Annotated in this window: 22 protein-coding genes; 12 read left to right on the forward strand and 10 right to left on the reverse strand. The window is 63.4% G+C overall.

The window, feature by feature from the left end; translation table 11 throughout:
- Positions 1–47 precede the first annotated feature (47 nt).
- From ACE03M_RS09625 to pdxH, 3 genes are all read right to left on the reverse strand, one after another.
- Positions 48–863, reverse strand: a complete 816-nt coding sequence (locus ACE03M_RS09625) for a C40 family peptidase (protein WP_485933778.1) — start codon at positions 861–863, stop codon at positions 48–50.
- Between the two features lie 467 nt (positions 864–1330).
- The gene (locus ACE03M_RS09630) at positions 1331–2017 is read right to left on the reverse strand and encodes an iron-dependent transcriptional repressor DtxR (RefSeq protein ID WP_143920548.1); all 687 of its coding nucleotides are present in this window, start codon (positions 2015–2017) and stop codon (positions 1331–1333) included.
- 253 nt (positions 2018–2270) lie between these two features.
- On the reverse strand, positions 2271–2942 hold the full coding sequence (gene pdxH, locus ACE03M_RS09635) for a pyridoxamine 5'-phosphate oxidase (RefSeq protein WP_485933780.1): 672 nt from the start codon (positions 2940–2942) through the stop codon (positions 2271–2273).
- Positions 2943–3119: 177 nt separating this feature from the next.
- Here pdxH and serC point away from each other — a divergent pair, with 177 nt between their 5' ends.
- The gene (serC, locus tag ACE03M_RS09640; RefSeq protein ID WP_485933782.1) at positions 3120–4274 is read left to right on the forward strand and encodes a phosphoserine transaminase; all 1155 of its coding nucleotides are present in this window, start codon (positions 3120–3122) and stop codon (positions 4272–4274) included.
- Positions 4275–4426: 152 nt separating this feature from the next.
- On the opposite strand, the gene ACE03M_RS09645 is transcribed toward serC, so the two are convergent.
- The 5 genes from ACE03M_RS09645 to ACE03M_RS09665 all read right to left on the reverse strand — a co-directional run bounded on the left by ACE03M_RS09645 (position 4427) and on the right by ACE03M_RS09665 (position 8426).
- A complete protein-coding gene (locus tag ACE03M_RS09645; protein ID WP_143920551.1) occupies positions 4427–4924 on the reverse strand; it encodes a DUF456 domain-containing protein in 498 nt (165 codons plus the stop codon).
- A gap of 162 nt (positions 4925–5086) precedes the next feature.
- Positions 5087–6346 carry an MFS transporter gene (locus ACE03M_RS09650; protein WP_143920552.1) on the reverse strand — a complete coding sequence of 420 codons (1260 nt, stop codon included), beginning with the start codon at positions 6344–6346 and terminating at the stop codon, positions 5087–5089.
- Between the two features lie 9 nt (positions 6347–6355).
- Positions 6356–7264 (reverse strand): DUF3027 domain-containing protein, encoded by a 909-nt coding sequence (locus ACE03M_RS09655; protein ID WP_485933783.1) that lies wholly within the window; start codon positions 7262–7264, stop codon positions 6356–6358.
- Entirely contained in the window at positions 7264–7644 is a 381-nt protein-coding gene (locus tag ACE03M_RS09660; protein ID WP_143920554.1) for a cold-shock protein, read from the reverse strand. Before ACE03M_RS09660 ends, ACE03M_RS09655 begins: the two co-directional genes overlap by 1 nt.
- A gap of 551 nt (positions 7645–8195) precedes the next feature.
- Positions 8196–8426: a hypothetical protein gene (locus ACE03M_RS09665; RefSeq protein WP_143920555.1), complete on the reverse strand. Its 231-nt coding sequence runs from the start codon at positions 8424–8426 to the stop codon at positions 8196–8198.
- A 72-nt stretch (positions 8427–8498) separates the two neighbouring features.
- Between ACE03M_RS09665 and ACE03M_RS09670 the strand changes: the two genes are divergently transcribed.
- Positions 8499–10610 carry a helicase-associated domain-containing protein gene (locus ACE03M_RS09670; protein ID WP_485933785.1) on the forward strand — a complete coding sequence of 704 codons (2112 nt, stop codon included), beginning with the start codon at positions 8499–8501 and terminating at the stop codon, positions 10608–10610.
- A gap of 58 nt (positions 10611–10668) precedes the next feature.
- Entirely contained in the window at positions 10669–12303 is a 1635-nt protein-coding gene (locus ACE03M_RS09675) for a DNA repair helicase XPB (RefSeq protein ID WP_485933787.1), read from the forward strand.
- 20 nt (positions 12304–12323) lie between these two features.
- Here the strand turns inward: ACE03M_RS09675 and ACE03M_RS09680 are convergent, their stop codons facing one another.
- Both ACE03M_RS09680 and ACE03M_RS09685 read right to left on the reverse strand, forming a co-directional pair.
- Positions 12324–14003 carry an ABC-F family ATP-binding cassette domain-containing protein gene (locus tag ACE03M_RS09680; RefSeq protein WP_485933788.1) on the reverse strand — a complete coding sequence of 560 codons (1680 nt, stop codon included), beginning with the start codon at positions 14001–14003 and terminating at the stop codon, positions 12324–12326.
- Positions 14004–14032: 29 nt separating this feature from the next.
- Complete coding sequence (locus tag ACE03M_RS09685; RefSeq protein WP_485933789.1) at positions 14033–14992, reverse strand: EamA family transporter; 960 nt, start codon at positions 14990–14992, stop codon at positions 14033–14035.
- Between the two features lie 278 nt (positions 14993–15270).
- On the opposite strand from ACE03M_RS09685, the gene ACE03M_RS09690 reads away from it, so the two are divergent.
- The 9 genes from ACE03M_RS09690 (at position 15271) to pspAB (ending at position 24273) form a co-directional block, all read left to right on the forward strand.
- Positions 15271–15870, forward strand: coding sequence for a CGNR zinc finger domain-containing protein (locus ACE03M_RS09690; RefSeq protein WP_485933791.1), 600 nt, complete (start codon positions 15271–15273; stop codon positions 15868–15870).
- Positions 15871–16185: 315 nt separating this feature from the next.
- Positions 16186–16941 (forward strand): response regulator transcription factor, encoded by a 756-nt coding sequence (locus ACE03M_RS09695; RefSeq protein ID WP_009881891.1) that lies wholly within the window; start codon positions 16186–16188, stop codon positions 16939–16941.
- A gap of 30 nt (positions 16942–16971) precedes the next feature.
- Positions 16972–18840, forward strand: a complete 1869-nt coding sequence (locus ACE03M_RS09700) for a sensor histidine kinase (protein WP_485933792.1) — start codon at positions 16972–16974, stop codon at positions 18838–18840.
- The gene (locus ACE03M_RS09705) at positions 18837–20927 is read left to right on the forward strand and encodes a S1C family serine protease (RefSeq protein WP_485933794.1); all 2091 of its coding nucleotides are present in this window, start codon (positions 18837–18839) and stop codon (positions 20925–20927) included. The genes ACE03M_RS09700 and ACE03M_RS09705 overlap by 4 nt, the downstream gene beginning before the upstream one ends.
- Before the next feature lie 181 nt (positions 20928–21108).
- Positions 21109–21396: a WXG100 family type VII secretion target gene (locus ACE03M_RS09710; RefSeq protein WP_204233112.1), complete on the forward strand. Its 288-nt coding sequence runs from the start codon at positions 21109–21111 to the stop codon at positions 21394–21396.
- Positions 21397–21598: 202 nt separating this feature from the next.
- Positions 21599–22345: a PspA/IM30 family protein gene (locus tag ACE03M_RS09715; protein WP_143920562.1), complete on the forward strand. Its 747-nt coding sequence runs from the start codon at positions 21599–21601 to the stop codon at positions 22343–22345.
- The gene (gene pspAA, locus ACE03M_RS09720) at positions 22342–22626 is read left to right on the forward strand and encodes a PspA-associated protein PspAA (RefSeq protein ID WP_143920563.1); all 285 of its coding nucleotides are present in this window, start codon (positions 22342–22344) and stop codon (positions 22624–22626) included. Before ACE03M_RS09715 ends, pspAA begins: the two co-directional genes overlap by 4 nt.
- Before the next feature lie 87 nt (positions 22627–22713).
- Positions 22714–23622, forward strand: coding sequence for a zinc metalloprotease HtpX (gene htpX, locus ACE03M_RS09725; RefSeq protein ID WP_143920564.1), 909 nt, complete (start codon positions 22714–22716; stop codon positions 23620–23622).
- Between the two features lie 51 nt (positions 23623–23673).
- Entirely contained in the window at positions 23674–24273 is a 600-nt protein-coding gene (gene pspAB, locus ACE03M_RS09730) for a PspA-associated protein PspAB (RefSeq protein ID WP_143920565.1), read from the forward strand.
- Positions 24274–24436: the final 163 nt, after the last annotated feature.

The raw sequence follows: 24436 nt of genomic DNA on the forward strand, positions 1-24436 counted from the left end.
GACTCGAGGACCATCGAGTCAGACGGGGAGTTTCTGTGTGAACTGGATCAGAGAACGCGGATGAAGGTGACGTCACCCATCCAGCTGTAGCTGCGCTTCGAGGTGCCAGACCCTGGTGAGCCGGCATCATACATCTGTCCGTCACCGGCGTAGATGCCGATGTGACCTGGGTGCCAGATGAGGTCACCGGGCTTAGCCTCCGACTGGGAGACGACCTGGCCAGCGGCCTTCTGTGCACCGGAGCTGCGAGGCAGGTTGACGCCGACCTTGCTGTAGACCCAGGAGGTGTAACCGGAGCAGTCCCAGCCGCTCTGCGAGGTTCCACCGTAAACATATGGAGTGCCGACGCCCTTGCTTGCCCAGCCGATGACCTGCTCGGCTTTGGAGCCGTCGATCGAACCGGCATCGGAGCCGGAATCTTTGCTCTCGCCTTTGTCACCGGAATCTGAGGTGCCGGCGTTTGCAGAATCGGAGTCGCCTGAGGTGTCTTCGGCGGTCTCAACGGGTTCCGGCTTCGGCTCAGGCTTCGGAGCAGCCTTGGCGGTGACGGTCTGGACGTCGGCGCTGAAGGAGGAGTCCTGCTTCTTGTCCTTGGAATCGTCGTCAGCGTTGACGGTAGCAGTCTGGTTCTTGAACTCGACCTGCGTCTGAGCTTCTGACTCAGCGGAGACTGCGACGTTGTCGTCGGCTCCCTGTCCTGCTGCCGGAAGGACTGCTGCGGTGAGCAGACCACCGCTGGCAGCGACAACGGCTGCACGGCGTCCGAAGACGGCGGAGTTGGCGTTCAGGATTTCTGTCAGTTCGGTCAATGGAGTCTTGACCTTGGCTTCAGCGGCGCGGCGGCCATGCTGCTTAATTGCCACGTTTCCCTCTCGTCACCTATTGGAAATAATCCCAACCGCCACTCTCGGTCCTTAGAAATTTCGCATCGAGCGTGGCGCGCGGCTCTCGAGGCGAAGTCGTCACTTTCGTGAACAACCTCCACAACTGTAACCAATCAGTGACCGATTGTCACGTTTCTGTCACGAACCTCGCCCGCCACCACGGAGGTTTTCCATAAACGTCCAGGTCAGAGGCCGAGTATTGAGGTAAACATTCGTAACATTGGCGCGTTATACGACACGGCCCCGGGGGTGTTCTGACCCCCCCGGGGCCGTGCTCAACGTCCTTTTGTAACGAATCGATCCTGATCGAGACCATCGGCCGTGACCGGGTTGTCCCAGCGCCGGTTCTGCCAACGAGGCTTGCTTCTCGACGACGCTTCGTTACCTTGCAGGGCCAACCACTCGACCGAGTTCGCTTCTTGCCGAGGAATGCCTCTGGAAAGAACTTACTTCTTGTAGGCGAATACGTGTGAAGCAGTGTCCAGCGGCAGGTCGAGCACATCCTGTGCACCCGGAACCTGGACCGTGATGTACTCGCCGTTGCGTGAGATCTCCACATCGCTGTCCGGCAGGACACCTGCGACCTGGAACTGCTGCAGCAGGTGGATGTCGACCTGCAGAGGTTCGGCCAACCAAGCGATCCGAAGTTCCTTCGCCCCGTCACGAGCGACAGCCGTCGCCAGATCGACGACCTCGGTGCCTGGCGTCTGCTTTCCACCGATCACGTCAAGGCCAGGGATCGGGTTGCCGTACGGGCCCGAAGCGATCTCGGGGAGGAGTGTGACGAGTTTGCGTTCGACCTGCTCGCTCATCACATGCTCCCACCGGCATGCTTCGTCGTGGACGAGCTCCCACTCGAGTCCGACGACGTCGGCAAGGAGCCGTTCGGCCAATCGGTGCTTGCGCATCACCTCGGTGGCAATCCGACGCCCCTCGGCCGTCAGCTCCAGATGACGGTCGTTGCTCACATGCAGCAGTCCGTCACGCTCCATCCGCGCCACGGTCTGTGAAACGGTGGGACCGGAGTGATCCAAACGTTCAGCAATCCGAGCGCGCAGCGGCACGATCGACTGCTCCTCAAGCTCGATGATCGACTTGAGGTACATCTCAGTTGTATCAATGAGGTCGTTCACTTCAGACCAGCCACTCCACTCTTCGTCTTCAGGCCCATTCGACCATTTCAGGCGTTCTCTGCGTCAATCCTATCCCGCGTGCGTCCAATCACGTATGTTCAACCGACGTTGACGTCTACCGCTGAATGCGCAATGTCGGAATCCTCCGGTCGATCCTTCGACCTCGGCACCTGGACCACGATCCCGCCTGCCCGCTCAACGCTTGAAGTGAGACGATTATTTCGCTGCGTTCTTGACTCAGCCGAAGCTGACTTCAGGGGTAGAGACGGACAGGATTCCACGCGGCCGCCTGTGAGAGATCCGCAGGTTCGTGACTGCCATCTGCACGTCGGAACACCCACCGATCGTGGAACCGATTCCTCTGTCCCTGCCAGAACTCGATCTCGAAGACGCGGACTCTGAATCCTCCCCAGTGATCGGGTCGGGGCACCTCCTTGTCCGCATACTCTGCGAAGGCGGCATCGTATTCTGTCTGCATCTGCTCTCGTCCGCTGACGGGCTGGGACTGCTTCGACACACTGGCCGCAATCTGAGATCCATGGGGGCGCACGGCGAAGTACGCGTCCGAGTCCTCGGGTGCGACCTCCTCGGCGAGGCCCCTGATCCTGACCTGCCGTTCCATATCCTGCCAGGGGAAGTTCACGGCCACTCGTGGATCGGAGCGCAGCTGAGACCCCTTGGCGGAGTCGTAGTCGGTGAAGAACATGAACCCGGTCTCATCGATGCCCTTGAGCAGAACGATCCGAGAGGACGGACCCCATTCATCGAGGGTTGAGACCGTCATCGCGTTCGGTTCGCGGACGTGTTCCGCGGCCTCGTCGTACCACTGTCGAAACAGTGCGAGCGGCGAGACCTCGGGATGGTCGAAGGTCGGTGACTCATAGGACTTCCGGGTCTGCGGCAATCGGTCGACTGGCTCACTCATGCCTTCACTCTACGACGCGCCGGTGACACGAGTCATCGGCTGCCTGCGCACCTCGCCGCATGAGCGCATAACTCATCGCTGAAGCCGCCGCTGGACAGGTCTCGATCCTGCCCTCACATGTCTCCCATGACGATGCCGGTCGTCGCGCACTCGTGGGCGCGTCGTAGAATGTCGAGCGTGACTGCCACGAACATAACGATCCCAGACGAACTCCTGCCCGCCGACGGACGATTCGGAGCCGGTCCGGCTCGCATCCGCAAAGCCCAGATCGAGGCGCTGAACTCCGCCGCCGATGTGCTGGGCACCAGCCACCGCCAAGCACCCGTGAAAAAGCTGGTCGGTCGCATCCGCACCGGCCTAGCCGAACTCTTCAACCTGCCCTCAGGCTACGAGGTTGTCCTTGGCAACGGCGGTTCCACCGCCTTCTGGGACGTCGCCACCTTCGGACTCGTGCGCGAGCGGGCCGCACACGCGACCTTCGGCGAGTTCGGTCAGAAGTTCGCCAAGGCCACCGATGAGGCCCCGCACCTGCAGGACTCGCTGATCCTCAAGGCCGAGCCCGGAACCTCAGCCATCCCCTCCCCCGGTTCCTTCGCCAAGACGGCCGGGACCTCCGATGCCACGGCCGACGTCTATGCCTGGCCGCACAACGAGACCTCGACCGGTGTCGCCACCACGATCACCCGCCCCGAGGACATCGACGAAGACGCGCTCGTCGTCATCGACGCCACGTCCGGTGCCGGTGGTCTGCCTGTCGATATCACCGCGACCGATGTCTACTACTTCGCACCGCAGAAGAACATGGGCTCCGACGGCGGCCTGTGGGTGGCGATCATGTCTCCGAAGGCCATCGCGCGTGCCCAGGAGATCAAGGATTCCGGACGCTGGATCCCCGCCTCGCTGGATCTCGTGACCGCGATCGAGAACTCCCGCAAGGATCAGACCTACAACACCCCTGCTGTGACGACGCTGGTGCTCCTGGCCGAGCAGATCGAGTGGATCAACGGCAACGGCGGCCTCGAGTGGGCCACCGCCCGCACCCGTGAGACCTCCGGTTTCGTCTACGACTGGGCCGATGCCGCCGAGGTGGCTCATCCCTTCGTCGAGAACACTGATGATCGCTCATCGGTCGTGACCACCATCGACTTCGACGCTTCGGTCGATGCGGCCCTCGTCGCCTCGGTGCTGCGCAACAACGGCATCGTCGACGTCGAGCCCTATCGCAAGCTGGGCCGCAACCAGCTGCGCATCGCAACGTTCGTCTCCGTCGATCCCGAGGACGTCAAGGCCCTGCTGGCAAGCATCGACTTCGTCATCGACGCCCTGGCCTGAAGCCTCGTTCAGGCCGGGCACCCTGCACCGGCAGCTCCTCAACATCCCTGTGCAATGAGATGTTTTGGAGCTGCGGGTGTGGGGTGCCGAACTGTCTGCAGGCCAAGTTGCCGGCGACTCCCGACGGTACGGGCGGCCCCAGCCCCCAGCCTTCAGCCGAGGAAGTGGATGAGGGTTCCGATGCCGAAGGTGATGGCCGCCAGCAGGGCGAGAAGGAACTCGAGAGCGGTGCCGATGCCGATCGCTTTGAGTGATTCCCAGCTGGAGTCCCAGGCTTCCTTGGCGTCGTGAAGGCGCATGTGTTCGGCGAGGTAGAGACCGGCGATGAAGCCGATCGGCAGGCCGACGACGGGAATCACGAAGAACCCGATGATTCCCAGGAGACCGGCCACAAGCACGGATCTGTTGGGAACCTTCATCGCCTTGAGCTTTCTGCCCGTGAGCACCAGGGAGGCGCTCATCCCGCCGGCGACGAAGACGGCGACGATGGCGAAGATGATCCAGGCCATCGGCCCGCCGATGACGATCGCCCAGACCAGCACGGCAATCGCGATGAGGATGGATCCCGGCAGAACGGGCAGGATGATGCCGAGGCAGCCGACGAGGATCGCCAGTCCGACCAGCACCGAGGTGAGAATGTCCGCGTTCACTGTCTGTCCGATCTGTTGCTCATGGGGCTCCCAATAATAAGGGACCAGGCTCTGCGCCGCGCTCAGGATGGCAGACGACTGCCGACCCAGTTCCCAGTCCCACACCCAGCCGTAAGTTCCAAACCCAACCCCAAGCCCAACTCCTAGCCCCGAGCTGGGTAATCAGGGCCGGCCGAGATAGCTCACGTGGAGACGGATGCGAGATTTGGGGTCATAGCTCAGGCGCAGATTCTTCGACACGATCATCCACACCAGGCCGACGCTGAAGGCGATGATGCCCGAGGCGGCTCCGACGCCCATCGCCATCCGCGGTCCGTACGCATCGGCGACCCAGCCGGCCAGCGGGGCACCGATGGGAGTCCCGCCCATGACGACGGCAGCGTAGATCGCCATGACCCGACCGCGATAGTGCGCGGGAGTCGTCGTCTGAACATAGGCATTGGCGGAGGTCATCATCGTCAGCGACGCGAAACCGACGAGCATCAGCGAAGCCGCGAAGACGTAGTAGTTGGGTATCAGAGATGCTGTTCCCACGGCGAGGCCGAATCCGCCTGCCGCGCCGAAGATGAAACGCAGTCGCGGCTTCTCCCGCTTCGCCGAGGCGAGTGCTCCGGTCACGGATCCGATCGCCATGACGGAGTTGAGCAGGCCGAAGCCGCTGGCGTCCTTGCCGAACTCGATCCTGGCCATGGTGGCGGTGTAGATGTTGAAGTTGAATCCGAAGGTCGCGACGATGAAGAGCACGACCAGCACGATCGTCACATCGGGGCGTCTTCGCAGATATTTGAATCCGCCCAGAATCCCGCCCTTGCCCCTGCGCCCCGAGGGGTGCAGCCGGGTCTGATCCAAACGGATAAGCACCGTCAGGGTCGCAGCGAATCCGAGCCCGCTGATGAGGAAGACCGGCCCGGCGCCGATGAGCGCCGTCAGCACGCCGGCGACGGCGGGGCCGATCATGCGGGCGCCGTTGAACGATGCGGAGTTGAGGCTGACTGCGTTGGGAAGCAGCTTCTCACCGACGAGCTCAGAGACGAAGGCCTGTCGGGAAGGGTTGTCGAGAGTGGCCAGAATGCCCAGGGCCAGAGCCGTCAGGTAAACGTGCCAGAGGACGATGACGTCGGTGATGACGAGCACGAACAGGAGCAGTCCTACGGCTCCCAGCAGCGTCTGGGTGACCATGAGCAGCTTGCGCTTGGAGAACTTGTCGGCGATCGCTCCTGCGAAGGGGAACATGATGAGCTGTGGGCCCATCTGCAGCGCCATGGTGATGCCCAGTGCCGAAGCATTGTTGTTCGTCAGGTAGGTGAGGACGATCCAGTCCTGGGCCGTCCTCTGCATCCACGTTCCGGTGTTCGAGATCAGTGCACCGGCGAACCAATGTCGGTAGTTCGGTTCAACCAGTGACCGGAACGTGTGCGCCATCTCGGTGTGTCAGCCCTCCTGGAACTCGAGTTCGCCGGCGGAGTAGTCGTCAACGACGGCTTCGGCAGGATCGTTGCTCTGCCGGCTGATATCGGTCTCCGAATGGGCTCCGCAGCCGAAGTCGAGTGCGACGACCTTGCCGTCAGCCGGGGACCAGCCGTTCGCGCAGACTCCGAACTTCTGTCTCAGCGATCCGGCCAGCGGCATAAGGTATCCGCAGCTGGAGCAGTGGGCCGAGGCCTTCGCCGCGAAATCCGATTCGGCGCCGGTCTCCGATTCGGCCCACCTGGTAGCGGCCGATGAGATGCCTTCGGGCGAGAGGACCCGGCGACGGCCGAGCCCGAATTCAAAATTCGGTATCTCGTCCAGATTGCCGTCCGAGGTCTCTTCGACCTGTTCGAAGCCCTGTTGCAGGTTCGGATCGTCCTCGACCTTCGGCAGAGTGTCGCGAGGAGTCAGATCGCCGGGTTCCACACGCTGATCCCAGGGGATCCATTCCGGTGCGACCAGGGAGTCGGGGCCGGGCAGCAGTGCCGTCTCGCAGACCGTGACCTTCTTCGACCGAGGTGCACGGGCGAGGACCGCGACCCAGCGCCAACCGCGGTAGGTCGGATCAGTGCATGCGAAGTAGTGGGTGACCAGGCGGGTGCCCTCGGCCAGCGTGCCCAAATGATCACCGATCACGGAACTGCCGGCAACCTCGGCGATGGCAGAACGCGCAGTGTCGATGGCCGCGGCAAGCTGTGCATCGAGGACGACCTTCTCGGAGCTCGTCCGCGGCGCCTTAGTCGGCTTCACCGGCGCTGCAGCCTCAGCCCTGACAGGTGCTTCGGCAGCCGACGCCGCCTCGGCGGGCGCAGGGTCGTTCGTCGGCTCGGCACTCTGGCCGGCCAACCAATCACTGAAGAGTGATGACATCAGGACTCCAAATCGTCGGCAATTGCCCGCAGCAGTGAGGCTACCTTGTTCCCGTGGGAAGAATCGGGGTAGCGGCCGTGCTGCAGTCCGTTGTTGAGGTCATCGAGTACTTTGATGACATCTTCAACCATAACTGCCATGTCTTCGGCCGGGCGTCGGCGGACCTTCGCCACCTTCGCCGGGCCGGAGAGCAGCCTGGCCTTGAGGACCTGGGCCCCGCGTCGGGAATCGACGACATCATAGTCGAGGCGGGTGCCCTTGGTGACCTCAGCGTCCTCGGGCAGGACTGAGGAGTGGAGGAAGGCCTGTGAGCCGTCCTCGGCGATGACGAAGCCGAAGCCCTTATCGACGTCGAACCATTTCACGCGTCCGGTTGGCATGATGTCCTTTCCTGGTGCTGCTCGTAGTTGGTGCTGCTCGTAGTTGGTACTGCTCGTCGTTGGTGTTGCTCGTAGTTGGTGTTGCTCGTAGTTGGTGCTGCTCGTAGTTGGTGCTGCTCGTAGTTGGTGTGGCTGGTGGTTCGTCAAGCTCGTACGTGGTGATGTTCAGTGGTGCATGGCATCGGGATCTGTCCCCATCGCTTCGCCCGGCTGCAGTTCTAGCTGACCGCAGTTGCGCCTGACTGCTGTGGCTTCGCCCGACTGCAACGACGCGGCCCTGGACCCTCTTCAGGATCCGATCTCGCTGTGTGCTCGTCCGGTGTGCTCATATGCCGCCTTATCGCCCGAACGTCGGTCGAAACGGTGTGCTGGCCGAACAATGACCGACCGATCCGCCCGAGGTGACGACGGTGACTGTGGCCAGCCTCGGCGCGATGCCGTCATGGTGGGGTTGGCGCCCGGCGCTGACGTCGCGACCGCCCTGCACCTGACTGCGAAGCGATCGCTTCAGCGGAAGTGCGTGTGCCGGCGACAGCGCCCGCGGGAGAGTTTCAGCTCTGGCCCACCTCGGTCTGTCTGCGTCTCAATGCTGCTCTGACCAGGGCCACGGCGACCAAGGCGAATGCGATCGGGAGGAGGATCATCGGCAGATATGTCAGCAGGTGCGACGGGGCGTAGCCCATCCAGGCCTGGCCCAGTACGCCCATGAGCGCGACTGCGCCGACAAGGGCGGCGGCAACGGCTACGACGACGATGGTGGTGTCGACACGCTTGGCTGACAATGCTCGTCCTTTCCGAGATCCACGAAGGTCTTCTACCCATCTATTGTAACCCTCGCGGTAAACTGAACAGCGATGTCAATGACCTTCAGCCAGTGGCTGTCCCACAGTTCCGATACCGACTTCGAGTCCTTCGTCCGGACCCGTCGCGATCTCCTCCAACCAGAGTCTCCGACGATCCCCTCGTTGGCCGCGGCCGCTTCCTCGCGCATCGGCGTCTCCCGGGGCATCGAAGCACTGACGTCAACCCAGCTCGACGTCTTCATCGACATGGCCAAGGCAGCACGCACATCGGCCGACATCACCGTGGGTGAGAATCGTCATATCGATGGCACCCTCGCCGAGGTGGCCCTTCCCCGGCTGCGCGACCTGGGCCTGGCCTGGCCCTCGTCCGAAACCACCTGGCGGATCCAATCGGAGGCCATTACGCTGCTGCCCACCTCGGCGGCCGAATCCGCCCGGGCACATCCGTGGCAGAGTGCGACGTCCGAGCTCGACACGAGTGCCGAGACGATCCCGACGGCGCTCATCCACAACAGCGAACGTGCCGGTGTCGCAGAGGTCATCTCCTCCCTGCGCGGGCTCGTCGATGAATTGGCCAGCTCCCCGATCTCCCGCCTGACAAGCGGCGGCATCTCCAAGCGGGACGTCACACGGATCGGGAAGACCATCGACCTGGGGCTCGAGCAGACGATCACCCTGTTGCTCGCAGCGAAGTCGCTGAACCTCATCGGCGTGCTCGATGACCCGCTGGATCCTCAGTGGACGGCCAGCGACGATGCGGCCGATGTCCTCGAAGGCGACAGGGCGCAGCTGTGGGCTGCACTGATGACGTCCTGGCTGCGCGAACCCCTCGACGTCACCCAGCTGGCGGCCGGGGCGAGCGCCAACGAACGCCTCACCGTTCTCGCCTCTCCGAAGAAGTCTCTGTTCAAGGGGTTCAGCCAATCGCAGCCGACGATGCCGCTGCTGCGGTTCACGATCGTGGAGATTCTGCGCGACATCGGGCAGGGATCCTCACGCTCCGCCGAATGGATCCACGCGCAGGTCTTGGCCACCCATCCACTCATCCCCGCGCACGATTTCGCGATGACCGAAGCGATCCTGCACACCGCCGGCGCCTTCGGTCTGGCGACGACCCCGCTGCAGAATTCCGAGCACTTCGGGCCCAGCCGGTTCGGAGTCCTCCTCGCCGAAGGTCTGCGCAGAGCGATGAGAGACCAGGCCGCCCACGACCCGTCGATCGCACCGGTGAACTTCAGCCTCGAGGGCCTCGACGTGCCCACCGATGTCGTCGAGGCGGTGCGGCTTGGGCTCGTCGATGAGGTCGAGACCGTGCTCATCCAGTCCGACCTCACCGCTGTGGCGACAGGGCCCATCGAACCCAGGGTCCATCACATTCTGCGCAGGTTCGCCGTCGTCGAAGCTCGCGGGCAGGGCACCGTGTATCGAATCGACGCAGACACCATCGAAGCGAGCATGCAGGCCGGCGTCAACGCCGAGGATGCCTTGGCCCAACTCGGCGAGATCAGCGCCGAGGCCCTGCCGTCGACGTTGAACTTCCTCGTCGAGAACACGGCCTCGAAGCTGCGTCGCGTCCGGGTTGCCGGTGCCCGCGCCGTCCTCGTCGTCGATGACCCCGTCGACCTCGACGTCATCCTTTCCGACCAGGCGATGATGCCGGCCGGCCTGGAACGTCTGACGCCGACCGTGGCGATCGGGCAGCTGGGGCCCGAACGCACCATGCACCTGCTCGAATCCGCCGAGCACCATGCCATGCTGCACTCCCCCTCGGGACCGGTGCGCAAGCGCAAGGTCATCACGCAGGCCGACCCCGAGGTGCATCTGCGCAGACGCGCACGGGTCGACGATGCCCACCTCGACGATTACATCCGCATCCTGCGCTCCCCGGGGGCTCGCTCGGCCCCGGCCACGCGCACGGACGAGCCGCTGGGACACATGGATCGCCTCCGAGAAGCCGCCGAGGCGGGCCAGCAGGTCACGATCATGCTCGCCGACTCGCACGGGAAGGAGCGCGTCATCGACATGTTCCCGGCCACTGTCAACGGTGGGCGCGTGCGGGGCAAGGTGAAGACCACCGGCGCCGAGGCGTCCCTGTCGATCGCGCGCATCGTCAGCGTCGATGTGGCCGGCGATCAATCCGACGGGGTGGAGGAACAATCCTGAGGGTGCAGGCGTTGTGCCCTCGGAAGTCACCTCGGCGTGGAAAGAAGCAGGAACCTACATGAACGGTCCGTTGATCGTGCAGTCCGACCGGACTGTGCTCTTGGAGTCAGGGCACCCCCTGGCCGTCGAGGCGGCCGTGGCGATCGCGCCGTTCGCCCAGCTTTCACGGACGCCGGAGTACATACACACCTATACGATCACTCCTTTGGGGCTGTGGAACGCCCGGGCCAGCGGACATGACGCAGAGTCCGTCGTCGACGTCCTCCTCGAATTCGCGAAGTACCCTGTACCTCATGAGCTGCTTGTCGACATCGTCGACATCATGGATCGCTTCGGAGTCCTCACCCTCGTCGACAATCCGATCCACGGGCTAACCCTGACCTCGAGCGACACCGATCTCCTCGCCTCGCTCATCAGCCAGCCGGATCTTGTGGGCAAGTTCGGCAGATCCCTCGACGCCGAATCCGTCCTCGTCCATCCTTCGGAGCGCGGTGAGCTCAAGCATGCTCTGCTGCAGCTGGGTCATCCCGTCTCCGACCATGCCGGCTATGTCGACGGAGAGGCCCACGAGATCGCTTTGTCCGATGATGCCCACGGCGGGCAGTGGCATCTGCGCGACTATCAGAAGGAAGCGATCGACCACTCCCTGAGCGGAGAATCCGGTGTCGTCGTCCTGCCCTGCGGTGCCGGCAAGACCATCGTCGGGGTGGCCACGATGTCGCGGGTGCAGACGACGACGCTGATCCTCGTGACGAACTCCGTCGCAGCCCGACAGTGGAAGGACGAGATCCTTGCACGCACCTCGCTGACCGAGGACGAGGTCGGAGAGTACTCGGGATCGACGAAGGAGATTCGGCCGATCACCATCGCCACCTATCAGGTGCTGACCACCCGCCGTAAGGGCTCATACCTGCACCTGGAACTCCTCGATGCCAAGGACTGGGGGCTCGTCATCTACGATGAGGTCCACCTTCTGCCGGCACCGATCTTCCGTCTGACCGCGAGCCTGCAGGCCAGGCGGCGGCTCGGACTCACGGCGACTTTGGTCCGTGAGGATGGGCGTGAGGACGAGGTGTTCTCTCTCATCGGGCCCAAGCAGTACGAGGTGCCGTGGAAGGAACTCGAACGACTCGGCTACATCGCCACCGCTTCCTGTCACGAAATCCGCGTGCGCCTGGACGGAGGAACTCGCACGGCCTATGCGCGCGCCGATGGTGAGGACCGGTACCGACTGGCGGCCACTTCGGATGCGAAGCTGCCGATCGTGCGCGAGCTCGTCGCCGACCATCCCGATGCGCAGATCCTGGTCATCGGGCAGTACCTCGATCAGCTCGAGGAGATCGGGGCCGGCCTCGACGCACCCGTGCTGACAGGGCAGACCCCGGAATCGCAGCGCCAGGAACTGTTCCGCGAGTTCCGTACGGGCCAGATCCCAGTGCTTGTGGTGTCAAAGGTCGCGAACTTCTCAGTGGACCTGCCTGCCGCCTCGGTGGCGATCCAGGTCTCCGGCGCCTTCGGGTCCCGGCAGGAGGAGGCCCAGCGTCTGGGGCGGATTCTGCGACCTAAGGAAGACTCCGGCTCAGCGACGTTCTACACCGTCGTCGCCGCAGACACCGTCGATGAGCACTTCGCGGCCCAGCGCCGCCGCTTCCTCACCGAACAGGGTTACAGCTACGACATCGAGGTCCGCTGAGTGAGCTTTCGCGACATTGCTCAGCCTCGCGAGCGCACCACGCGGCCCTCGTCCCAGACCGGGGTCGTCGACTCGTAGACGTCTCCGTCGGAGCCGAAGACTAAGAACCTGTCGAAGTCCCGGGCGAACCAGCGATCATGGGTGACCGCCATGACCGTGCCGTCGAAGGCTGCCAGCGCGTCCTGGAGCGCTTCAGCCGAGACCAGGTCGAGGTTGTCCGTGGGTTCGTCGAGCAGCAGCAATGTGGCCCCGGCGAGTTCGAGCAGGAGGATCTGGAATCGCGCCTGCTGGCCGCCGGAGAGCGAGTCGAAGGTCTGTTCCGCCGCTCCTGCCAGCTCATAGCGGGCGAGTGCGCGCGAAGCCGGCTCTCGCGGGAGGCCGTTGCGGTGCTCATCGCCCCTGTGCAGAATGTCGAGAAGGCTTCTGCCCACAAGGTCCGGCCGTCCATGGGTCTGGGCGAACCACCCCGGTCGGACCCTGGCTCCCAGCCTCGCCCGCCCCTCATGCTCGACGGGTGGGATCTCGACGTCGGAGACCGGCCGATGCTCAGGTTCCGGATCGCTGCCGCCGGCGGCCAACAGCCGCAGAAAGTGGGACTTGCCCGAACCGTTTGATCCGAGGACGGCAACCCGATCGCCGTAGCGGACCTCGAGGTCGAAGGGCAACATGAGATTGCTCAGCTCCAGCCCGGAGGCGACGATCGCGATCTTGCCGGTTCGTCCGCCCTTGAGCCGCATACCCAGGTTCTGCTCGCGCGGAATCGCCTGTGGCGGCCCGGCCGTCTCGAAGCGCTCCAGCCGGGTCTGCGCGGCACGATAGCGCGAGGTCATGTCGGAGTTGTAGGCAGCCTTCTGCTTGTACATCTGCACGAGGGCCCTGAGTTTGGAGTGCTCTTCATCCCACCGTCTGCCCATCTCCTCCAGCCGTTCGAAACGGGATTTCCTCGCCTCGTGGTAGGTGCCGAAGCCGCCGGGATGGGCCCAAGCGGTGTTGCCCGCAGCAGAGAGCTCCAGGGTGATGATCTCCGATGCCGCCTGGGCCAGGAGTTCGCGGTCGTGGGATACGAAGAGAACGCTCTTGTCGGTCTCGGCCAGCGCCTCTTCGAGCCAGCGCTTGCCCGGAACGTCGAGGAAGTTGTCGGGTTCGTCGAGGATGAGGATGTCGTTGTGCCCGCGCAGGAGCGCTTCGAGGACGAGTTTCTTCTGCTCCCCTCCCGACAGCGTTGAGATCGACCGATCCCGGCATTGCTCGAAGCCCATCCCCAGCGCCGAGGTGGTGCAGGTATCCCACAGCACCTCCGCTTCGTAACCTCCCGCTTCACCCCATTCGCCCAGCGCATTGGCATAGGACATCTGCACGGTGGTCGACTCAGCATCGGGCCCGAGCAGCTTCTCCTCGGCCCGTCTCACAACGGCTGCGGCGGATCGGATACGCTTCGGTGCCAACTCCTCGAGCGCCTCGGCGACGGTGTCTGCGGTGATGAACTGACGCATCAGTCCGACGCTGCCGGTGTGGGACACAGAGCCTTCGTCGGGAGTGAGTTCGCCGGTGAGGAGTCGTAGGAGGGTGGTCTTCCCGGCACCGTTGGCACCGATGAGTGCGGCTTTCGTGCCGTCACCGACGCGGAAGGACACCGAATTCAGCAGCGGTCTGCCGTCGGCCAGAGTGTACGAGACGTCATTGATTTCGATGTGGCCCATGCGTTCAAGCTATCAGCTGCCTCCGCACCTCAGACCGAGGCGAACTCCTCCGAGGTGACGACGACCTCGCGGGAGGCAACCCGACGAGCCAGGCGAGACTCGCCCCATTTGATGAATCCGACGCCGCCGACGATGAACACGCCGCCGAAGAGCTGTATGGGTGCTGGCAGCTCGAACAGGACGAACCATGCCACGATCACGGAGAACGGAACCTCGACGAGGTTGAGGAACGAGCCGATGGTCGCCCCGATGTAGCGAAGACCCAGGATGCCGGTGATGTAGGCGCCCACAGTGAAGACGATGATCATCGACATGGGAAGGATCCAGGACACCTGGTATCCGCCGAAGTCGACATCGGCGGCGACGGCGCCGGCCGGCATCACCCCTGCGAGCACGATGACGGCCATCACGAGCGCCCCGATTCCCATGCCCAGGCCGGTCAGTGCCACCGGCGGAACGTTGATGGAGTCCTTCGCAGAGACCAGGAAGTAGCTGGCCAGGCACACTGCGGCAGCGAGTGCCATGATCACACCGAAGACGCTGATGTCAGAGTTGCGGAGGTCGAGCACGAGCAGGAGTCCGACCATCGAGACCACCACGCCGATGAAGGTCACCGTCGCCGGCCGGGTCCGAGTCCGCGCCCAGATCCAGAACACGAGGAGCATCGGCGCCGTCATCTCGAGCAGCAGCGCCACGGCCACGGTGAGGTGTTCGACGGCGACGAAGTAGAAACCCTGGACGCCGGCCATCGACACGAGCCCATAGATGAGCACCGTCTTCCAATTGGCTCGCACTTCGTCCCAACGCCCGCGCAGAGCGATGAGGGTGGGAATCAGCAGCAGAACAGCCGAGCCCGCGAGCCTGATGAGCACGACAGAGCCCGGCGTCCATCCGGTCAGATACATCGTCTTCGCGATCGGCCCGGAGACCGCGAAGAAGAACGCGGAGGCAAGAGTCAGCAGGAACCCCATGACGACGGTGCGATTCATTCTTGACCTCCTAGGACGTGTGCGGACTCGACGCGAACAGGTGCCCTCGCCGAGGTGGTGCATGTGGGTGAGTTGTGGTGCGGAACAGGTGTGGTGTGGAACAGGTGTGGTGTGTGAGTGGGAACTGCGGAGATGTGGGTGGCCCGAGAGAGACCGAGTTGTGCCGATCGGCCGCTGACGCGACGCGCGCTGTGCGGGCATGAGCCCTTCCTTATGAAGTATTCACCACTGCCGCGAAATGAGTCAAATGCACTTTGGTCCTTACATATTGTGGAAGAATGTGGCCCACAATGACCTTCGCCAATGACATACGATCAAACCTCACAATGCTCGTCGACCTACTGAATACCTCCGGCGCCATCGCCGAGGAGGGAGACGAGTTGACGACTGCCGCCGGACTCCGCGAATTCGCAGCCCGGCACGACTTCTCGGGCCCGCTGAAGGCCACGAAGTCCGACGTCAAAGAGACCCGGGAACTCCGTGAACGCTTCGCCATCGCCCTCGATGCCAGCATCGACGCAGAATCGGAATCCGAGGCCTCGAGGGCCACGGAGCGCATCGTCAGTGAGGTCAATATCACACTCCAATGGGCCGGTGCGCTGCCACAGTTGGCCAGACATGGGGATTGGGATTGGCACCTGCACGCAGTGGGTCAGTCGGCGAGCCTCGCCGATCGCGTCGCGGCCGACGTAGCACTGGTCCTCATCGACCTGATCCGCAGCGGCGACCTCGACAGGCTCGGACTCTGCGCCGCCGAGGACTGCAACGCCTACCTCGCTGACTTCACCCGCAATCGTTCGAAGCGCTTCTGCGATTCCGGCACCTGTGCAAACCGCACGCATGTGGCCGCATTCCGCGCCCGCCAAACTGACTCCTGACTCACCAGCCTGAATCCTGACTCACCAGCCTGAATCCTGACTCACCAGCCTGAATCCTGAGGTGAAGACTCAACTCTCAGGTGAAGACCGACCGGAGAACCACCTCGGTGACCGACGCTTCCATGGCCGCCCGCTTTCCTGTGCGTCAACTGAGCACGAGCGCATATATCCCTCAATTCCTCGGGCGGTTCCTGAGAGCGCATGCGGCATTCCGGCGCCAAAAGGACTTTTCTGAGAGTTTTTAAGTGACATATATCACAATCGCATTCAGGCAACTACCACTCCACTCTCAGAGTTGAGCTTCAGACTGGATACATGACTACAGCAAACGATACCGACATCGAAGCCACACTCCTCGTTGTCGACGATGAGCCCAATATCCGCGAACTCCTCTCGACCAGCCTGCGCTTCGCGGGCTTCGACGTCGTCTCGGCGGCAAACGGCGCCGAAGCACTTCGCCTGGCCGAGCAGACCAACCCCGACCTCCTCGTCCTCGACGTCATGCTGCCGGACATGGACGGCTTCACCGTCACGCGTCGCCTCCGCCAGATCGGCATGAACGCTCCGGTCGTGTTCCTCACCGCCCGTGATGACACCTCGGATAAGATCACCGGCCTCACCGTCGGCGGCGATGACTACGTGACGAAGCCCTTCAGCCTCGAAGAGGTCGTCGCCCGCATCCGCGCCGTGCTGCGTCGGACCCGCAGTCTCGAAGATGAAGAGAACGCTGTCATCATGGCCGGCGACCTCGAACTCGATGACGACACTCACGAGGTGCGTCGCTCCGGCATCCTCATCGACCTCTCCCCCACCGAGTTCAAGCTGCTGCGCTATCTCATGCTCAATACGAACCGGGTGCTCTCGAAGTCCCAGATCCTCGACCATGTCTGGGAGTACGACTTCGGCGGGGACACCGGAATCGTCGAATCCTACATCTCATACCTGCGCCGCAAGATCGATGTCACGCCGGAAACGGACGCCGCCGGACACCCCGTCGAGATGGAATGGACACCGATGATTCAGACCAAGCGCGGCGTGGGCTACATGCTGCGCACACCAGAATCCAAGTAGTCGGTCAAGCTCAGGCGCTAGATTACTCACGTGGTAAAAGAATCCCGTCCCACCAAACCCGGCTTCTGGGAAGAATGGTCGCTGACCACCAAGCTGCTGGCCATCATGATGTTGCTCATGCTGCTCGTGCTCTCGGGGACGAGCGCCTGGGTGCTCGAGAACCTTCGCGACAGCCTCGTCGAACGCACCGATGAGAGACTCATCAATGCTTCGGAGACGCTTGCGAAGCAGGCCTATCAGGATGTGTTCCAGCCTGCCCAGCTGCAGTCGTCTTCATCGTCGAGCAAGGACCAGTCAGCAGACTCGGACAGCGGTGACGGGACGGAATCCTCTGCTGGCACTCCCACCACCATCGATTCGAGCTCGTGGGACGAGCTCAAGAGCCTCATGCCCGGAGGCTTCTACGTCCAGTTCTATGACACGAGCGGCAAACCGATCAGCGATCCTGTGGCTCCCGAGCCGGGCAACAGCCCGGTTCTGCCGAAGATCAACGAGTCGAAGGTCTACGCGCAGGGCGGTGAGCCATTCACCGTCCCCGGGAGCACCTCACAATGGCGGGCGCGAGCGATGAAGGTCCAGAACACGGATGTGCTCGTCTCGATCGCAGTGCCCTTCGACCGCGAGATCGACAACATCAACGAGCGGGCCCGCAACACGATGATCGGCATCGGACTGCTGGCATTGGCCATGGTTGCAGGCGTCGGATACTGGGCGATCAACAACACCTTCCGCCCGCTGCGCGACATTGAGAAGACCGCCTCACGGATTGCCGCGGGCGACTTGAGTCAGAGAGTGCCGACCTTCCCTCGCAACACCGAGCTAGGTCGCCTGTCAGGCGCGTTGAACACGATGCTGGGACGGATCGAGGACTCCTTCGACGGGCAGACGCGATCGGAGAAGCGCATCCGCCAGTTCGTCTCCGATGCCTCGCACGAACTGCGCACACCGCTGGTGACCATTCGCGGCTATGCCGAGCTCTACCGGCAGGGTGCGATCACGAAATCCGATGACATCGGAAACGCCATGGAACGCATGGAATCCGAAGCCAAACGCATGGGCGTCCTCGTCGACGACCTCGTCGTCCTCGCCCGTCTCGATGAGCAGCGACCCGCCGAGATCGGTCCCATCGACCTCCACCGGATCGCCCGCGACGCCGCCGCCGACGCAGCTGCGCAGGCCCCCGACCGGGACATCAGCTTCGTCGGCCTCGATGGCGAAGATGCCCAGCCCGTGCCGATGATCAGGGGCTCGGAGTCGAAGATCCGCCAGGTCATCGTCAACCTCGCCGGCAACGCTGTCCGCCACACCCCCGAGCACACCGCCATCGAGTTCGCCGTCGGCGTCGTCGGTGGCCGCGCCGGGGTGACTGCGGAGTCCACGGATCCGTCGAATGGTCAGGACACCGGGTCCAAGACCGGAGCCAACAAGACGGTGGCGAATAGGACTGCGGCGAAGGACAGATCCCGCGAACGCGGATTCGTCACCGGCGGTGTCCGCATCTTCCGCCGAGGCGACTCGAACGGCAACGATCAGAACGACGCCCAGGCCCCCACCGGCATCGTGCCCGACATGACTGCGGCCGGGTCCATCACCGTCGACGATTCGCTGCGCGGATTCCCCAACGGACGAGTCAGGTTCGAGGTTCGCGACCACGGCGACGGGATCGATCCCGAGGTCGTTCCTCGGATCTTCGAGCGTTTCTACCGCCTCGACGTCTCCAGGACTCGCGACACCGGCGGGTCGGGCCTCGGACTCTCCATCGTCAAGGCGATCGTGGAGAACCACCACGGCTCGATCACAGTGCACCAGACACCGGGCGGCGGTGCGACGTTCCGCATCGATCTGCCCATCTCAGAAACTGAAGACAGCGCTCCGGACGTACGAAAGGACGAGCGATGAGCAGCAACGACCCTAACAATCAGGGCAACAACCCCGACAACAGGGGACGGCACGGGGATCAGGACCACCGGACGTTCCCCACCGATGGCTCACGCGAATCCTCAGACAACCCCCGCAACTCGGCTGCAGGACCCCAGGGCTCCGCGGAGGGCTCCCGCCGCTCGGCAGAGGTCCCACGGACCTTCCCGAACGGTCCGAACGGTCCGAACGGCTCGAATGGTCCTGCCCGGGTCAGTCCACCCATTGCGCCTTCTACCCGCCCGAGCAGCCCAGAACAGAGACCAAGCCAAAGCGGCAGCACGGGTCAGGACCAGGCACCGACACAGAATCAGGCTCCGTGGCAGGGACAGGACCCGAGGCAGATGCACCCGACTCGTGCTCAGCCCCCTGTGGACGCACAGGCACGGTATCCCGGTGCATCGGCGCAAGCTGGGCCATCGGGGCAGCCTGGACGATCAGGGCAGCCTGGACCGTCAGAACAGCCCGGGTCATCGGGACAACCCGGCGCAGCGGTACAGCCCGGCGCAGCGGGGCAGGCTGGGCAATCAGCGTATGGTCCCGGCCAGAACTACGACGGAACCCAGCGCCATGACCGCGGCCCCGAAAACGGCAGCAACGGTCAGTACAGCCACCCCTATGTCGGAGCCGACACACCCAACGGCGCAGCGCAGGCCGGCCAGAACTCCCCCGCTGACACAAACCCGTATGGCACGCCGTATTCTCAGGGAACCGGGCAGCCAGCAGCAGGCACAGCTGCAGGTGCCGCCGCAGGAGCGGGTGCTGGCGCGGCGGCAGGTACAGGAGCGGCCGCATATGGCCAATTCGGCAATCAGCCGAACCAGGGCGGGTACCCCACGTCCGATTACCCAGGATTCCAGTCCGGACCCGGCATGCAAGGTGCGCCCGGTGGACCTGGCACAGCCGCTGGACCTGGCACACCCGGATGGTCAGGACCCTACGGAGGCGAAGCACCACCTCGGCGAGAGAAGCGAGGACCGGGTTGGGGTGCGACAATCGCCATCGCGCTGATCGCTGCTCTGCTGGGCGGAGGCGCAGCATTCGGCGGGAGCTACGCGCTCAGTGCCCTCGGCGGAGAGGATTCGCGCAAGGTCGCCGATCAGACCATCGAAACCCCGGACTGGACCGAGGTCGCCAAGCAGACTTCCCAGAGCGTCGTCTCGATCCAGGTCGGCACCAACGGGCAGGTGCAGGGACTGGGATCAGGTTCGATCTACGACGACCAAGGACATGTCATCACGAACAACCACGTGGTGGCCCCGGCCGACACTCCCTCCGGCGAGATCGCTGTGACGATGAAGAACGGGGGAACGATGAAGGCCGAGATCGTCGGCCGCGATCCCTCGACCGACATCGCAGTCATCAAGCTCGACCAAGTGCCGAAGGACGCTGGTCCGCTCCCTGTCGGCGATTCGAAGAAGATGAAGGTGGGAGATCCGGTGATGGCATTGGGCAACCCCCTCGGACTCGCGGACTCGGTCACAACCGGCATCGTCTCGGCCCTCGACCGGCCCGTCTCCACGGAGAACATCGGCGAGGACGCGACCTCACAGGAGAAGGAGATGACGATCACGAACGCCATCCAGACGGACGCCGCGATCAACCCCGGCAACTCCGGCGGTCCCCTCGTCGACGGTGACGGCAGCTTCATCGGCGTGAACACTGCGGCGGCCTCGCTGAGCCAGGCTGGTGAAGGCGGGCAGTCGGGATCGATCGGCATCGGGTTCGCCATCCCCGCCTCACAGGCCGTGATGATCGCCGATCAGCTCATCTCAAGTGGCAAGGCACTGCATCCCTTCTTGGGGATCACGCTCACCGACGGACAGATCAACAGCGGCGGCACCACGCGTGGCAGTGCGAAGGTGCAGTCTGTGCAGTCCGGATCGCCGGCCGACAAGGCAGGCTTCAAGGACGGCGACGACATCGTGTCCGTGGCTGGAACCAAGGTGAACAACGCGATTGCTCTGCGGGCACTCGTCCGCGCCCAGCCGACGAACTCCTCTGTCGACTTCACCGTCATCCGCGGCGGCCAGGAGCAGACATTGAAGACGACGCTCGAGCTGAAGTAGCACCACTTGAGTGCAGATCGCTGTGGATGACGATCTCACTCGTGAGCATTGAGGGTGTGGACAGCCAAGCGCTGTCCACACCCTCTTCTAGTGGGCTTCGTCGAGCACGGGTGAACCGCGATGCTGGGAAGAGTCCCGGTGCCTCGTTCCGAGCTCCGGTGCCCCGCCGTTAGGAGAAGTCATGAGTTTCGAAGTCGATGCCGAACGCGTCTCATCCGCTGCCGCCGCCACAGCAGGGACCTCCCGCACCCTCGTTGCAGAATCCAATACGATGCTGAGGAATCTTCTGGCCCTGCAGGAGTGTTGGAAGGGAAGTGCGGCACAGAATTTCCAGACGGTCATCAATGAGTGGGAGGGCGCTCAGAAGCAGCTGTTCGAATCACTGACCTCGATCCACGGGGCCCTCAACACGGCGGCCGCGCAGTACTCGGAGGTCGAGGCTGCGAACTCCCGACTCTTCGCTCCGTGAGCACCGAGCATGCACCCCGTCGTTCCCCGCGAATTCCCGCTTGGGGCGTCTGTCCGAGTTCTGTGTCCGCGTCTGGCAAATTGTCAGCCTTTATTAGTAGGCTGATAGCGATAGTTCGCGGCGGTGCCGGCTACGTTTCTCCAGCTTCGGAGATGAGCGGTCAGCACCGTCGGGTCAAGACCAATGCAGGAGTCGACTACGGATGAGCATCTTCCAAAGGATCGCGGCGATCTTTGGCGCCAAGGCCAACAAGGCGCTGGACAAAGCCGAGAACCCCAATGAAACTCTCGATTATTCATATCAGAAGCAGCTTGAGCTGCTGCAGAAGGTACGCCGCGGTGTTGCCGATGTCGCCACCAGCCGCAAGCGCCTCGAACTGCAGATCACTCAGCTCGAACAGCAGCAGAACAAGCTCAGCGGCCAGGCCCAGAAGGCCATGGAGATGGGCCGCGAGGACCTTGCCCGTGAAGCACTGACCCGGAAGTCGGGGCTGGACCAGCAGATCACCGATCTGCAGGGCCAGCACGAGGGGCTGCAGGGCGAGGAGCAGAAGCTCACGATGGCCTCGCAGCGTCTGCAGGCCAAGGTCGATGCCTTCCGCACCAAGAAGGAGACCCTCAAGGCCACGTACAACGCAGCAGAAGCACAGTCGAAGATCGGCGAAGCCTTCTCCGGCATCTCCGAGGAGCTCGGCGACGTCGGACTCGCAGTCCAGCGCGCCGAGGACAAGACTGCTTCCCTCCAGGCTCGTGCCGGTGCCGTCGACGAGCTCATCGCTTCGGGCGCACTGGAAGATGTCACTGGTTCCTCGAAGGACGACATCAGTGCACAGCTCGACGCGCTCTCAAGCGACAACGACGTGGAGATGGAGCTCAACCGGATGCGTGAGTCGCTGCCGGCATCTTCCGACAAGCAGCAGCAGTCGCTTGAAGGCGAGGACAAGCAATGATCATCCGCATCATGGGCGAGGGCCAATTCGACATCGCCGACGTCGACCAGAACCTGTTGCAGAAATACGACAACCAGGTTGAAGACGCCGTCAACGCCACCGATGAAGAGGCCGCCCGAAAGGCTCTGCATGCCCTTCACGACTACGTCGTCGGACACGGCAAGCCCGTCTCTGACGACTATCTGGGAACGAGTGAGGCCGTCGTGCCGTTCGTCGATGCGACTCTGGAGGAGATCACAGAGCTCCTCACCGGTGAAGGCTTCATCCCAGATCCAGCCTGATCCACACAGTTTGATATCGGTGACTCCGGCCCACTGCCTTAACCCAAGGCCGTGGGCCGGAACTGCCACACCCAGAGAGGAACCACGATGAAGAATCGTTTCGTCAAGGACAACGGACTCACCATGCGTATGGGGTGGACGATCTTCCTGAACGGACTGATCTACGTGATCCTCATCCTCGCCATCTGGTGGATGCTCGGCGGCAGCACCGGCGGCGTGATCATCGCGGTCCTCGTCAGCGGCGGCGCGTTCTTCTTCCAGTGGTACTTCTCTGACAAGATCGCGATGAAGGCGATGGGTGCACGAGAAGTCTCCCCCGAGGAAGCCCCGGAGCTGCACACGATGATCGATCGACTCTGCCAGCTCGCCGATTCGACCAAACCACGCGTCGCGGTCTCGAACTCAGCCATTCCCAACGCATTCGCCACCGGCCGTTCACCGGAGCGCTCAGTCGTGTGCGTGACACGCGGTCTGCTCGAGAAGCTCGACCGCGATGAGGTCGAAGTCGTGCTGGCACATGAGCTCTCCCACGTCGCCCATCGCGACGTCACCATCATGACAGTCGCCGGAGTCACCGGTGTCGTGGCCGCTCTCATGATGCGAGCCGGTTACTACATGAGCTTCGGACGATCGAACAACAACGGCGGCGTCCCCATCCAGCTGCTGTTCATCCTCGTCGGTGCCGTCGTCTACGGGCTCTCGTTCCTCCTCATCCGCAGCCTCTCGCGCTACCGCGAGCTTGCCGCCGACAGGGCCGCCGCCATACTCACAGGCGCACCTTCGACGCTGGCCTCTGCGCTGACGAAACTCAGCGGCGACATGAGCAAGATCCCGGAGAAAGACCTGCGTGCCTCTTCCTCGGCGAACCATCTGGCGCTCATTCCCGCCGTCAGCGGCAAGGCGGCCCTCGGGCAGCTCTTCTCCACACACCCCTCGCTCGACAAGCGCCTGGAGCAGCTGGCGCGGATCTCCGGGCAGCTCTCACAGCCCCAGTGACCTTCGACCCGCAGACATCAACCGCACTGACCGACATCCACTAGGAGTTTCATGGGTTTCTTCGACGCTCTGTTGGGCCGTTCCAAACCGAAGCGGGCCAACCTCGACGACCTCTTCGCACTGCCACCCGCCGCACTGACGCTCGAAGCCGCAACAGGCTTCAAGCCCACCGGAGTCGGGGCCGTGGCGTTCCGACAGGTCGAAGGTGCGGCGTTCCAGTCCGCTGAAACCGAGAGCGTCGCCCTCATCGGCTCGGACCCCGCCGCGAACGTGACCCAGCAGAACGACGGGTTCGGCTACACCTGGCAGGTGGTCTCCGACACCAACGCTGAGGTGGTCAACCTCGTCACCAATCTGCACGCCGTGAACTCGGCTCTGGTCAGCCAGGGCTTCGACACGATGCTGCTGTGCTCGACCGTCTACTTCGCAAACCCGGACGGGCGCCGCCTGGCACTCGTCTACCAGTACAAGCGCGGCACGTTCTATCCCTTTGCGCAGTCAGGTCCCAAGCAGCGCGACAACCCCCTGGAGATCCAGGTGCGCGGAGTACTGTCCAACGAGCTTCCGTTCGAAGAGGACACATCCAATTGGTCAGCTCTCTGGGATGCTCCCGGGCTCAATGACACTCCAGAGGCCAATCAGCGGACCTGAAGTTTTCGCGACAGCTGCTCTGAGGGTCTCGGGTTACCTCGTCTGAGGGTCTCCTCGGGTTACCTCGTCTGAGGGTCTCGGGTCACCTCTTCTGAGGGTCTCGGCGCAGATGCAGAGCGTCGCAATGGCCCACAGACACTGAGACAGCCATGCAGAAGGGACG

This window comes from Brevibacterium sp. AGC70 (genome assembly GCF_057334195.1).

What these genes read in the sequence shown, in the direction of transcription:
- pdxH (WP_485933780.1), bottom strand. Translation starts at nt 2,942, where the DNA reads ATGAGTGAGCCAGTCGACCGATTGCCGCAGACCCGGAAGTCCTATGAG.
- ACE03M_RS09650 (WP_143920552.1), bottom strand. Translation starts at nt 6,346, where the DNA reads ATGGCGCACACGTTCCGGTCACTGGTTGAACCGAACTACCGACATTGG.
- ACE03M_RS09655 (WP_485933783.1), bottom strand. Translation starts at nt 7,264, where the DNA reads ATGTCATCACTCTTCAGTGATTGGTTGGCCGGCCAGAGTGCCGAGCCG.
- ACE03M_RS09660 (WP_143920554.1), bottom strand. Translation starts at nt 7,644, where the DNA reads ATGCCAACCGGACGCGTGAAATGGTTCGACGTCGATAAGGGCTTCGGC.
- ACE03M_RS09670 (WP_485933785.1), top strand. Translation starts at nt 8,499, where the DNA reads ATGTCAATGACCTTCAGCCAGTGGCTGTCCCACAGTTCCGATACCGAC.
- ACE03M_RS09675 (WP_485933787.1), top strand. Translation starts at nt 10,669, where the DNA reads ATGAACGGTCCGTTGATCGTGCAGTCCGACCGGACTGTGCTCTTGGAG.
- ACE03M_RS09680 (WP_485933788.1), bottom strand. Translation starts at nt 14,003, where the DNA reads ATGGGCCACATCGAAATCAATGACGTCTCGTACACTCTGGCCGACGGC.
- ACE03M_RS09685 (WP_485933789.1), bottom strand. Translation starts at nt 14,992, where the DNA reads ATGAATCGCACCGTCGTCATGGGGTTCCTGCTGACTCTTGCCTCCGCG.
- ACE03M_RS09690 (WP_485933791.1), top strand. Translation starts at nt 15,271, where the DNA reads ATGTGGCCCACAATGACCTTCGCCAATGACATACGATCAAACCTCACA.
- ACE03M_RS09695 (WP_009881891.1), top strand. Translation starts at nt 16,186, where the DNA reads ATGACTACAGCAAACGATACCGACATCGAAGCCACACTCCTCGTTGTC.
- ACE03M_RS09705 (WP_485933794.1), top strand. Translation starts at nt 18,837, where the DNA reads ATGAGCAGCAACGACCCTAACAATCAGGGCAACAACCCCGACAACAGG.
- ACE03M_RS09710 (WP_204233112.1), top strand. Translation starts at nt 21,109, where the DNA reads ATGAGTTTCGAAGTCGATGCCGAACGCGTCTCATCCGCTGCCGCCGCC.
- ACE03M_RS09715 (WP_143920562.1), top strand. Translation starts at nt 21,599, where the DNA reads ATGAGCATCTTCCAAAGGATCGCGGCGATCTTTGGCGCCAAGGCCAAC.
- pspAA (WP_143920563.1), top strand. Translation starts at nt 22,342, where the DNA reads ATGATCATCCGCATCATGGGCGAGGGCCAATTCGACATCGCCGACGTC.
- htpX (WP_143920564.1), top strand. Translation starts at nt 22,714, where the DNA reads ATGAAGAATCGTTTCGTCAAGGACAACGGACTCACCATGCGTATGGGG.
- pspAB (WP_143920565.1), top strand. Translation starts at nt 23,674, where the DNA reads ATGGGTTTCTTCGACGCTCTGTTGGGCCGTTCCAAACCGAAGCGGGCC.